The sequence below is a fragment of the Roseateles sp. genome, assembly GCF_036486225.1.
Classification (GTDB): domain Bacteria; phylum Pseudomonadota; class Gammaproteobacteria; order Burkholderiales; family Burkholderiaceae_C; genus Roseateles.
The window spans coordinates 1-10,316 of the sequence record NZ_DASVNZ010000089.1 but is presented as its reverse complement, the minus strand read 5'-3'; the positions used below and the strand labels follow the sequence as shown (position 1 = coordinate 10,316).

At 68.2% G+C, this 10,316-nt stretch carries 13 protein-coding genes; 10 read left to right on the top strand and 3 right to left on the bottom strand.

Features of this window, described 5'->3' with window-relative positions; genetic code table 11:
- Positions 1–79 precede the first annotated feature (79 nt).
- The 3 genes from VF536_RS06770 to VF536_RS06760 all read left to right on the top strand — a co-directional run bounded on the left by VF536_RS06770 (position 80) and on the right by VF536_RS06760 (position 2,161).
- Positions 80–730: a DUF7146 domain-containing protein gene (locus VF536_RS06770; RefSeq protein ID WP_331614049.1), complete on the top strand. Its 651-nt coding sequence runs from the start codon at positions 80–82 to the stop codon at positions 728–730.
- A gap of 5 nt (positions 731–735) precedes the next feature.
- Positions 736–1,305, top strand: a complete 570-nt coding sequence (locus VF536_RS06765; protein WP_331614048.1) for a 3'-5' exoribonuclease domain-containing protein — start codon at positions 736–738, stop codon at positions 1,303–1,305.
- A gap of 64 nt (positions 1,306–1,369) precedes the next feature.
- Entirely contained in the window at positions 1,370–2,161 is a 792-nt protein-coding gene (locus VF536_RS06760; protein WP_331614047.1) for a radical SAM protein, read from the top strand.
- 12 nt (positions 2,162–2,173) lie between these two features.
- Here VF536_RS06760 and VF536_RS06755 read toward each other — a convergent pair whose 3' ends face one another.
- Positions 2,174–3,091 carry a YicC/YloC family endoribonuclease gene (locus VF536_RS06755; RefSeq protein ID WP_331614046.1) on the bottom strand — a complete coding sequence of 306 codons (918 nt, stop codon included), beginning with the start codon at positions 3,089–3,091 and terminating at the stop codon, positions 2,174–2,176.
- A gap of 31 nt (positions 3,092–3,122) precedes the next feature.
- Between VF536_RS06755 and VF536_RS06750 the strand changes: the two genes are divergently transcribed.
- The 5 genes from VF536_RS06750 to hemW all read left to right on the top strand — a co-directional run bounded on the left by VF536_RS06750 (position 3,123) and on the right by hemW (position 7,624).
- Positions 3,123–4,091 (top strand): serine/threonine protein kinase, encoded by a 969-nt coding sequence (locus VF536_RS06750; RefSeq protein ID WP_058936168.1) that lies wholly within the window; start codon positions 3,123–3,125, stop codon positions 4,089–4,091.
- Positions 4,088–4,987 (top strand): PP2C family protein-serine/threonine phosphatase, encoded by a 900-nt coding sequence (locus VF536_RS06745; RefSeq protein WP_067275106.1) that lies wholly within the window; start codon positions 4,088–4,090, stop codon positions 4,985–4,987. Before VF536_RS06750 ends, VF536_RS06745 begins: the two co-directional genes overlap by 4 nt.
- Before the next feature lie 20 nt (positions 4,988–5,007).
- Positions 5,008–5,742 carry a ribonuclease PH gene (gene rph, locus VF536_RS06740; protein WP_331614045.1) on the top strand — a complete coding sequence of 245 codons (735 nt, stop codon included), beginning with the start codon at positions 5,008–5,010 and terminating at the stop codon, positions 5,740–5,742.
- Positions 5,743–5,823: 81 nt separating this feature from the next.
- Complete coding sequence (rdgB, locus tag VF536_RS06735) at positions 5,824–6,429, top strand: RdgB/HAM1 family non-canonical purine NTP pyrophosphatase (protein ID WP_331614044.1); 606 nt, start codon at positions 5,824–5,826, stop codon at positions 6,427–6,429.
- Positions 6,430–6,439: 10 nt separating this feature from the next.
- Positions 6,440–7,624: a radical SAM family heme chaperone HemW gene (hemW, locus tag VF536_RS06730; protein WP_331614050.1), complete on the top strand. Its 1,185-nt coding sequence runs from the start codon at positions 6,440–6,442 to the stop codon at positions 7,622–7,624.
- A gap of 16 nt (positions 7,625–7,640) precedes the next feature.
- Here the strand turns inward: hemW and VF536_RS06725 are convergent, their stop codons facing one another.
- Positions 7,641–8,609 (bottom strand): LysR substrate-binding domain-containing protein, encoded by a 969-nt coding sequence (locus tag VF536_RS06725; RefSeq protein ID WP_331614043.1) that lies wholly within the window; start codon positions 8,607–8,609, stop codon positions 7,641–7,643.
- A gap of 209 nt (positions 8,610–8,818) precedes the next feature.
- Between VF536_RS06725 and VF536_RS06720 the strand changes: the two genes are divergently transcribed.
- Both VF536_RS06720 and VF536_RS06715 read left to right on the top strand, forming a co-directional pair.
- Positions 8,819–9,223: a hypothetical protein gene (locus VF536_RS06720; protein ID WP_331614042.1), complete on the top strand. Its 405-nt coding sequence runs from the start codon at positions 8,819–8,821 to the stop codon at positions 9,221–9,223.
- Complete coding sequence (locus VF536_RS06715; RefSeq protein WP_331614041.1) at positions 9,220–9,648, top strand: nuclear transport factor 2 family protein; 429 nt, start codon at positions 9,220–9,222, stop codon at positions 9,646–9,648. The genes VF536_RS06720 and VF536_RS06715 overlap by 4 nt, the downstream gene beginning before the upstream one ends.
- A 14-nt stretch (positions 9,649–9,662) precedes the next feature.
- Here the strand turns inward: VF536_RS06715 and VF536_RS06710 are convergent.
- Positions 9,663–10,316 (bottom strand): chemotaxis protein CheB (locus VF536_RS06710; protein ID WP_331614040.1); only part of this gene is annotated, 654 nt, incomplete at its 5' end.

The window sequence follows — 10,316 nt, the reverse complement described above, 5'->3', positions numbered from 1 at the left end:
CACCGCTCCGGGCAGGTCAATTGCGGAACTGGGGGGATCGCTTCGTGAAAGACGGACTCGGGAGGAGGAAGATCGAGGCATGGTCCCCTTCACCTGCGACCCCGTCTGCATGCCCCGGTCCGGCGAATCGCCCGACGAACGGTTCGCGCGGGCGCGGCCGCTGGCCGGCACGCCCGGCGAGGACTACGTCGTGCGGCGCGGCATCCCGCTGGCGGTCGCGGACGCCGCGGGCCTGCGTTTCGATCCGGATTGGGCGGGTCGTCCGGCAGTGCTCGCGGCGCTGCATGACCACGCAGGTGTGATGGTGTCGGTGCACGGTCGTTACCTCAGCACGCTGCGCGGCCAGGACAAGATGCTGACGATCGGTCCGGGCGGCGGTGTCGTGGACCTCGGCGTCGGCTGGCGCAACGGGAACGACGGACCGCTGATCCTGGTCGAAGGCCTCTTCGACGCGTTGTCGCTGGCGGTCTGCGGTTGCGGCGGTGTGGCGACGATCGGGCGTTGGGCGCCGTGGCTGCCGGGGGTATGCGCCGATCGGATCACATGGCTGGGCTTCGACGCCAACCGACCCGGCGAACGCGAAGCCGCCGCCTATGCGCAGCGCCTGTCGCGCGTGCGCCGGCTTCCGCCGCCGCCGCGCTGCAAGGACTGGAACACGGCGCTGTGCAAGCGCGGTCGCGCGGAGGTGTCGCGCTGGCTTCGAGAGCGCCTCGCGGGCCCTGATACTTAGCCCTCATGAACGAGAAAACCCGCACCGAGATCTACGTCAGCACCGATGTCGAGGTCGACGGCCCCATCCCCGGTCCGCATTCGATGCTGAGCTTCGGATCGGCGGCGTACCTCGCCGACAAGACCTTGGTGGCGACCTTCTCGGCGAACCTGGAGACGCTGCCCGACGCCACCGGGCATCCCGACACGATGGCGTGGTGGGCGCAGCAGCCGGACGCCTGGGCGGCTTCGCGCACCGACCTGCGATCGCCGCAGGCCGCGATGGCCGATTACGTCGCCTGGTTGGAGGGCCTGCCCGGACAGCCCGTGTTCGTCGGCTATCCGGCGTCCTTCGACTTCATGTTCGTCTACTGGTACCTGATCCGCTTCGCGGGCCGCAGCCCGTTCAGCTTCTCGGCGCTGGACGTGAAGACGATGGCGATGGTGATGCTGCGTCGCGATTACCGGCGCAGCACGAAGAGCGCGATGCCCAAGCGCTGGTTCGATGACCTGCCGCACTCCCACGTCGCGCTTGACGACGCGATCGAGCAGGGCGCACTCTTCTGCAACATGCTCGCGGAGAGTCGCCAGCGCTGAGAGGCGCAAGCGCACAGGCGCGTCGCGCACTGGCGCGGATGTCGCGGGCCAGGGAGACAAACGCATGGACCCGCGGCTGCCTGCATCGATGTGCTTTCGCGTGACGCGCTACTGCAATGCGCGTTGCGGCTTCTGCCTGGCGCCGCCGGATGGTGTGCATCCGGATGTCGCGCTGTTGAAGCAGCGCCTGGACTGGCTCGTCGCGCACGGCATGCGGACGGTGCACTTCTGCGGCGGGGAGCCGACGATCCATCCGGGCCTCGCCGAGTTGCTCGTCCACGCGCGGGCGAGCGGCTGCGTCACGCGCGTCACGACCAACGGCATCGCGCTGCCTGACGGACTGCTGGCCGCGCTGCGCGCGACCAACACCGCCGTGAAGCTGAGCCTGCACGGCGATCAGCCGCATCACGATGGGATCGTCGGACGACCGGCCTTCGATCTGGCCAACGCGCATCTGCGCGAGATGCTGGCGGCCCGCGTTCCGACCACGGTGCAGACCACGCTCGTCGCGGGCGGGGAGTGGGTGCTCGACTGGATGGCGGATCACTGCCTCGCGCTCGGCGTGCGGCGGCTGAGTCTCCTGCCATTCATCCCACGTGGCAGCGGCGTGCAGACCGAGGATCGCTACGGCCTGAGCCTTGCGCAACGCACGCAGTTGCGCGAGCGCGTGCGGCGCAAGCGCCAGGTCTTGCTGGGACGTCTGGATGTGAGGTGGCTCGACTTCGCGTCGCAGCCGCTGCCGGTCGTCGAAGCCGACGGCCGCGTGGTGCTGGAGCGGGCGAGCGAGGCGCTGGATACGGTGATCGCCGTGATTCCAGGGCCTGTGGTGCTGAGGAAGCGGGTGGCCGTCGCCTGACGGCCACGCCGCTCACTCGATGTTCTGCACCTGTTCCTTCATCTGCTCGATGGCGACCTTCATCTCGACCGAGATGTTGGTCAACTCGATGGCCGCGGCCTTCGAGCCCAGCGTGTTGGCCTCGCGGTGCAGTTCCTGCATCAGGAAGTCCAGCCGCTTGCCGACCTCGCCGCCCTTCTTGAGCAGGCGGTCGATCTCGTCCAGGTGCGCACGCAGCCGCGTGAGCTCCTCCGCCACGTCGATGCGCAGCGCATAGGCCGCCGCCTCGTTGACGGCGCGCTCGTGCAGCGACTGCTCGGAGATGGTCTGCGTGGCGCCGGTCGCGCTGAGCGCTTCCTGCCAGCGTTCCAGGAAACGCTCCCGCTGGCGTTGCACCGCGGCGGGGATCAGCGGCTCGGCTTGTGTGGCGAGGTCCCGCAAAGTGGCGACGCGCTGCTTGAGCATCGTTACCAATTTCGCGCCTTCGCGTTCACGCGCCTCGAGGAATCCCTTGAGGCATTGACGCGCCGCGTCGAGCACCGTCTCGTCGTTCGCCGAGGCGCCGGTCGCGCCGGTCTTGCACCAGTTGAGCGCTTCCTGGACGGTCAAACCCTGCGCTTTCGGCAGCCAGGATTGCACCTGCGATTCCAGCCGCGAAAGCCGGTTGAGCTGCTCTGGCTGCGGGTTCGGCCAGGAGGTGTCGGTGTCCTTGTGGGTGTTGATCCTCAGTTCGATCTTGCCTCGCTTGACGCTGCCCGAGACGAGCTCGCGCAGGGCCGCCTCGAGCGAGCGCAGCTCGTCGGGCATGCGGAAGCTCAGGTCGAGGAAACGTCCGTTCACCGAGCGCGCCTCCACCGTGACCGCGGGTTGGGTGGCCGGGCTAGGGGTTTCGCCGGAGTTCGCGGGTTGTGCCGTGGCGCTGGCATAACCGGTCATGCTGTAAACTGGCATCAGCTATCGGTAGAACAATCGAACCGCGATTATGTCAAAGCCGAAACCGGCGCCCTTGCCCGCAGGCACGGTGGTGGGGGGCTATCAGATCATCAAGAAACTGGCTGCGGGTGGATTCGGCGTCGTTTATCTCGCCGAAGACCCCGACCATCACTTGGTGGCTCTGAAGGAATACCTCCCCTCGTCCCTTGCAGAACGATCTCCCGGAGAACTCACGCCCCGCGTGAAACCGGAAAAACAACCCCTGTACCGCCTGGGGTTGCGCAGCTTTTTCGAGGAAGGCCGTTCCCTCGCGCAAATTTCGCATCCGAGCGTCGTTTCGGTGCTGAATTTCCTGCGCGAGAACGAGACCGTCTATATGGTCATGAATTACCTGCAAGGCGATACCTTGCAGGATTTCATCGTGACCGCGCGCGATTTGAAGCGTGACAAGGTGTTCCGCGAATCGACCATCCGGTCGCTCTTCGACGAAATCCTCAAAGGCCTGCGCATCGTGCACCAGCACAAGATGCTGCATCTGGACATCAAGCCGGCCAATATCTTCATCACCAACGACAACAAGGCGGTGCTGCTCGATTTCGGCGCGGCCCGCGAAGTGCTGTCCAAGGAAGGCAACTTCATCCGGCCGATGTACACGCCCGGCTTCGCCGCGCCCGAGATGTACCGACGCGACGGCTCGCTGGGCCCGTGGACCGACATCTACGCGATCGGCGCCTGCATCTACGCCTGCATGCAGGGCTATCCGCCCAACGACGCGCCGCAACGCCTGGAGAAGGACCGCCTGGGGCTGTCGCTCTCGCGCCTGCGCAACGTGTATTCCGACAACCTGCTCGAAGTGACCGAGTGGTGCATGTCGCTCGATCCGCTGACCCGTCCGCAGAGCGTCTTCGCGCTGCAGAAGGAACTGTCGCGCGAGACCGAGCGCCGCTACACCAAGCTCAGCTTCAGCGAGCGCCTCAAGCTGCAGCTGGAGAACCTGAAGACCGGGGCCAAGGCGTGAAGTTCTCGGTCTACCAGGTGAGTCGCCGCGGCGGCCGGGAGAAGAACGAGGACCGCATGGGGTATTGCTATACCCGCGAGGCCGGTCTCTTCGCCCTCGCCGACGGCATGGGCGGCCATCCGGACGGCGAAGTCGCCGCCCATCTGGCGCTGCAGAACGTCGCGGCGCTGTTCCAGCGCGACGCGCAGCCGGTGATCAAGGAGCCCTCGCAGTTCCTCGAGACGGCGGTGCTGCTCGCGCACCAGCAACTGCTGACCTACGCCCAGCAGCGCGGCATGAACGACACGCCGCGCACGACCATCGTCGTCGGGCTGATGCAGCAGGGCCAGATCTGGTGGGCGCATTGCGGCGACTCCCGCATGTACCTGCTGCGCGAGACCGAGCTGATCGCCCGCACCCGCGACCATTCCTACAGCGAGCTGCAGGAGGCGCTGGGCCGCCACGCGACCGGCGCCGAGCGCTTCAACCGCCACGTGCTGTTCACCTGCCTGGGCAGCCCCGGCAAGCCGATGATCGACGTCAACGGCCCGGTGCTGCTGCAGAACGGCGACCGCATGCTGCTGTGCTCGGACGGGCTGTGGAGCTCGGTCAGCGACGTGGACATCCTGCGTCACATGTCCGACAGCCGCTCGGTCGGCGACGCGGTGCCGGAACTCGTCGAGCAGGCGCTGCGCCAGGCCGGCGCGCGCAGCGACAATGTGACGGCCCTGGCCGTGGAGTGGGAAGGCGAGGGCGACGCCCCGGATTCCATCTCCACGCAGGACCTCGACCAGGAAGGCTTCGCCTCCACGATCCACGGGGCGACCCAGGACGTGCAGCTCGACGAAGCCGAGATCGATTCCGCCGTGCGCGAGATCCAGGACGCGATCCGCAAGGCCGGCAAGAAGCCCCACTGAAGGCACCAAAGGATTTCCTCATGAGCAGCAGCGCCACCCGCCCGCAAGGGCGCGCGGCGGACGCCTTGCGTCCGGTCCGCATCACCCGCCACTACACGCGTCACGCCGAAGGCGCGGTGCTGATCGAGTTCGGCGATACGAAGGTGCTGTGCACCGCGTCGGTCGAAGAGAAGGTGCCGCCGCACAAGCGCGGCAGCGGCGAAGGCTGGGTCACCGCCGAATACGGCATGCTGCCCCGCGCGACGCACACCCGCAGCGACCGAGAGGCCGCGCGCGGCAAGCAGACCGGCCGCACGCAGGAGATCCAGCGCCTGATCGGCCGTGCGCTGCGGGCGGTGTTCGACCTGTCCAAGCTGGGCGAGCGCACCATCCAGATCGACTGCGACGTGCTGCAGGCCGACGGCGGCACGCGCACCGCGGCGATCACCGGGGCCTACGTGGCCGCGCACGACGCGGTGAGCTGGCTGATCGCGCAGGGCAAGATCGCCGCGTCGCCGCTGAAGGACGCGGTCGCCGCGATCTCCGTCGGCATCCTGGACGGCCAGGCGCTGCTGGACCTCGAATACGTCGAGGACTCCGCCTGCGACACCGACATGAACGTGGTCATGACCGGTGCGGGACACTTCGTCGAGCTGCAGGGCACGGCCGAAGGCGTCGCGTTCACGCGCGCCGAGGTCGACGTGCTGCTGAACCTGGCCGAGAAGGGCATCCGCGAGCTGCTCGTCGCGCAGCGCGAGGCGCTCGGCCTGAAGTGACTCTCCAGGGATCTCCGCCGGCGGCCCCCGCGGGCGGAGACCCGATGACTCCCCAGTAATCTCCGTCGATTGGAGCAAGCGATGAAGTTGGTCCTGGCCTCCAACAATGCGAAGAAGCTGAAGGAACTGCAGGCGTTGTTCGAGCCGCTCGGCATTGAACTCGTGACGCAGGGCAGCCTCGGCATCCCGGAGGCGGAAGAGCCTTTCCACACCTTCGTCGAGAACGGCCTGACCAAGGCGCGCCATGCGGCGAAGGCCAGCGGTCTGCCGGCGCTGGCGGACGATTCGGGTCTGGCGGTCGACGCGCTTGGCGGCATGCCGGGCGTGCTGTCGGCGCGTTATGCGACGCTGTTCGGCCACGAGAAGAGCGATGCCGAGAACAACCGCGTGCTGCTCGAGAAGCTCGAAGGCATCGACGATCGGCGCGCTCGTTTCGTCTGCGCGCTGGTCGCGGTGCGTTCGGCTGAAGACCCCGAGCCGCTGATCGCGATGGGCCGTTGGCACGGCGAGATCCTGCACGCGCAGGAAGGCGAGGGCGGCTTCGGCTACGACCCGTTGATGTTCATTCCCGAACTCGGGAAGAGCGTCGCGGCGCTGGGCGCCGAGGCGAAGAACCGCCTGAGCCATCGCGCGCTCGCGTCGCAGGACCTGCTGCGCCAGATGCGCGAGAGCTGGCACCTTGGCTGACATCATCCGCATGATGCGGCCCGGCACGCTGACGCTGTCGGCGCTGCCGCCGCTGTCGCTGTACGTGCACCTGCCGTGGTGCATCCGCAAGTGCCCGTACTGCGACTTCAACTCGCATGAATACCGCGACGGGCGCGAGCTCGACGTGGAGACCGCGCGCAAGTACCTCGCCGCGCTGCGCTCCGACCTGGAAGCGGCGCTGCCGCTGATCTGGGGGCGCTCCGTCGTGTCGATCTTCATCGGCGGCGGCACGCCCAGCCTGTTCGCGCCGGAGCAGATCGCCGAACTGATCTCCGACCTGCGCGCGCGGCTGCCGCTGGAGCCGGGCTGCGAGATCACGATGGAAGCCAATCCCGGCACCTTCGAGAAGGACCGCTTCGCCGGCTTCGCGCAGGCCGGCGTGACGCGCCTGTCCATCGGCGTCCAGAGCTTCGACGACGCGAAGCTGCATGCGCTCGGCCGCATCCACAGCGGCACGCAGGCGCGCGCGGCGATCGAGGAAGCGGCGCGTGCGTTCGGCACCTTCAACATCGACCTGATGTATGCGCTGCCGGGGCAGACGCTGGCGGAACTCGACCAGGACCTGGACATCGCGCTGGCCTTCGATCCGCCGCACCTCTCGGTCTACCACCTGACCATCGAGCCCAACACGCGCTTCGCGAATTCGCCGCCGGAGCATCTGCCCGATCCCGATCTCGCCAGCGACATGCTGGACCTGATCACCGCGCGCACCGGTGCGAAGGGCATGTCGCGCTATGAGGTCTCGGCCTACGCGCGCGACGGCCACCGCTGCACGCACAACACCAACTACTGGCAGTTCGGCGACTACCTCGGCATCGGCGCCGGCGCGCACACGAAGCTCAGCTTCGCGCACCGGCTGCTGCGCCAGGTGCGCTGGCGCGACCCCGCGACCTTCATGCAGAAGGCCGCCGAGGGTCAGGCCGTGTCCAACGAGAACGAAGTCGCCCGCAACGAGCTGCCCTTCGAGTTCATGCTGAACGCGCTGCGCCTGCGCGAAGGCGTGACGATGCAGAGCTTCCTCGAACGCACCGGCCTGCCGCCGTCGGCGATCGCCAAGGCGATGGCGCAAGGGCGCGAGAAGGGCCTGCTCGACCTCGATCCGGCCGTGATCCGCGCGACGCCGCGCGGCTTCGACTTCCTCAGCGATCTGCAGGAACTGTTCCTGAGCGCTTGACCTGATCGGGTGACGCTCAGGTCGTGACCGGCATCTGCGGTGACTGCGGCGTGACCTTGCCCGTCGCCAGGCAGGTCTTCGCGCCGTCCAGCGCGGCGCGCGACTGCCCGGTCTCCTCGTGCAGCCACGCGATGAACGCGCGCACGGCGGGCTCTTCGCGCGACTTCGGCCGGTAGACGATGTGATACCGCTGAGGCTCCTTGAGCATCGCCTGCCTCGGCGCGACGCGCACCAGGCGGCCGTCGAGCAGCGCATCCGCGGCCAGCAGCTCGCGCGTCAGTCCGACGCCCATGCCTTGTTCGGCCGCCTGCAGCAGGATGCCGAAGTCGTTGAAGATCGCGACGGGCACGACCTGACGCCGCAGTCCGGCCTGCGCGAACCAGTCTTCCCATAACCCCGCGTCGCCCAGCAGCGGCGCCTGCGCGATCGCCTCAAGCGGCTCGCCGATCAGCTGGTGCGCCAGCGCCGGCGAGGCCACCGGCAGCATCGACAGGTCGAAGAGCGGCTCGCTGTCCAGGCCCGGCCACGGGCCCAGGCCTTGGCGTAAAGCGATGTCGAAGTTCTCGCGCTCCAGGTCGACGAGGCGAGGGGAGGCTTCGATCTCGATCGTCACCTCCGGATGCCGCGCGTGCCAGCGGCCCAGCCGCGGCAGCAGCCAGCGCTGCGCGAAGGAGGGCAGCACCGTCACGCGCAGGCTGCGCTGCTCGATGCCGTGCGCGGCCGTCGCGGCGCGCAGGCCCTGATCGAGCTCCTGATACGCGCGTTCCACGCCGCGCAGCAGCGCACCGCCCGCCGCGTTGAGCACGACGCGTCGTCCCTGCCGGTCGAAGACGGGGAAGCCGAGCTGCAGTTCCAGCGCGCGGATCTGCTGGCTCACGGCGGAGTGCGTCAGGTTGAGTTCCTCGGACGCCGCGCGCAGGTTCTGGTGCAGCGCGGCGGCCCGGAAGGCGGCCAGGTACTGGAGCGGAAGGCGGGGGGTTCGCATCGGTCGTCATCCTGTGTCGGTGCCTGTTCCGGATCGAGTTCTGGATCGAGGTCCGGGTCCGTGAACGGCTCCCATTGGGTAGCCAGACTGCACAAGGAGGCAAGGATATAGCGTTTGGAGAGTGTTTGTTGGGCATCTAGCATTACCAGCACTGATCCAGAAATCCCTGCATTGCTCCCCGAACTCCCCCGATGAACGAAGGAACGACCATGAACGAGCCCGACATCACCGTCTGCTTCCACGGCTCTCTGCGGGCGTCCCGGCTGACGCCGCGCGTGACCCCGAAGCAGCCTTGCTACGCCTATTCGCCGTGGTCCCGCTTCCCGGTGATCGGCCCGGCGCTGACCGTGCTGATTGCCATCGTCTCGGCGCTGGCGCTGGTCTCGAACGCGAACGCGTTCAACGACGTCAACGCCGAGCTGCAGATCGCCGCCCGCGAGCAGCGCCTCGCGAAGGTCGAAGCGCAGCGGGTCGCCCGCGAGCAGGCCGCGCGGCAGGCGACGCTGGTCGCCACGGCCAACGATCGCCAGGCCGCCGCGCCCGCACGTGCGCTGCCGGCAGTCAACCGCACCGGCGACCGCAGCAACGAAGAAAAGAAGGGACGCGCCCAATGAGCACGACGACGCCTGCATCGATCCCGCCCACAGACCTCGTCCAGGCGCAGCTCGACGCCTACAACGCGCATGACGTCGAGGCGTTGGTCGCCACCTATGCGACCGACGCACGCCAGTACGAGTACCCCGACCGGCTGATCGCGCAGGGCGCTCAGGCCTTGCGCGAGCGGATGGCCGCGCGCTTCGAGTCCTCGCGCCCTCATGCGCAGCTGCTGCATCGCATCGCGGTCGGCAACGCCGTCATCGACCACGAGCGCATCGTCAACCAGACGCCGGACGGCCCCGTCGTCCGCGAGCTGATCGCGATCTACGAGGTCGACTCGACCCCGGCGGATGACGAACGCGCAGGCGAGGGCACCAATGCAAACGGGCGCATCGTCAGCGCCCGTTTCGTGTTCGGCGAGGAAGTCCCCGCCGAGAAGTGACGATCAGCCGGTGATCACACGCGGTTCATCGACATGCCCGCCGTGCTGCGCAGGCGCTCGATCAGCCGGGTGGCGATCTGGTGCAGCGGCAGCACCTCGTCGGCGGCGCCGGCGTTGATCGCCTCGCGCGGCATGCCGAAGACGACGCAGGTCGCCTCGTCCTGCACGAGGTTGTAGGAGCCCGCGTCCTTCATCGTCTTCATCGCCTTGGCGCCGTCCGCGCCCATGCCGGTGAGCATGATGCCCAGGGCGTTCTGGCCCACCACGCGCGCGGCGGAGTTGAACAGCACCTCCACCGACGGCTTGTGGCGGTTCACCGCCTCGCCGTCCTGCACGCGGGCGATGTAGTTGGCGCCGGAGCGCTCCACGCTGAAGTGCATGCCGCCCGGCGCGATGTAGCCGTGGCCGGGCAGGATCCGTTCGCCGTCCTGCGCTTCCTTCACGCGGATCTTGCACAGGCCGTCCAGCCGCGCCGCGTAGCTGCGGGTGAAGCCCGCCGGCATGTGCTGCGTGATGCAGACCGCCGGGCAGTCGGCCGGCAGGTTGATGAGCACGTCCTTGGTGGCCTCGGTGCCGCCGGTCGACGCGCCGATGAAGATGATCTTCTCGGTCGACAGCCGGCCCAGGCTCGCGATCGGCGAGGCGGGCTTGAGCGGCGGCGTCGCGCC

Bases quoted from the DNA above. Each gene is read 5' to 3' on its own strand.
- VF536_RS06765 (WP_331614048.1), top strand. From the start codon at position 736: ATGAACGAGAAAACCCGCACCGAGATCTACGTCAGCACCGATGTCGAG.
- rph (WP_331614045.1), top strand. From the start codon at position 5,008: ATGAGCAGCAGCGCCACCCGCCCGCAAGGGCGCGCGGCGGACGCCTTG.
- VF536_RS06770 (WP_331614049.1), top strand. From the start codon at position 80: ATGGTCCCCTTCACCTGCGACCCCGTCTGCATGCCCCGGTCCGGCGAA.
- hemW (WP_331614050.1), top strand. From the start codon at position 6,440: ATGATGCGGCCCGGCACGCTGACGCTGTCGGCGCTGCCGCCGCTGTCG.
- VF536_RS06715 (WP_331614041.1), top strand. From the start codon at position 9,220: ATGAGCACGACGACGCCTGCATCGATCCCGCCCACAGACCTCGTCCAG.
- VF536_RS06720 (WP_331614042.1), top strand. From the start codon at position 8,819: ATGAACGAGCCCGACATCACCGTCTGCTTCCACGGCTCTCTGCGGGCG.
- VF536_RS06725 (WP_331614043.1), bottom strand. From the start codon at position 8,609: ATGCGAACCCCCCGCCTTCCGCTCCAGTACCTGGCCGCCTTCCGGGCC.
- rdgB (WP_331614044.1), top strand. From the start codon at position 5,824: ATGAAGTTGGTCCTGGCCTCCAACAATGCGAAGAAGCTGAAGGAACTG.
- VF536_RS06750 (WP_058936168.1), top strand. From the start codon at position 3,123: ATGTCAAAGCCGAAACCGGCGCCCTTGCCCGCAGGCACGGTGGTGGGG.
- VF536_RS06755 (WP_331614046.1), bottom strand. From the start codon at position 3,091: ATGCCAGTTTACAGCATGACCGGTTATGCCAGCGCCACGGCACAACCC.
- VF536_RS06760 (WP_331614047.1), top strand. From the start codon at position 1,370: ATGGACCCGCGGCTGCCTGCATCGATGTGCTTTCGCGTGACGCGCTAC.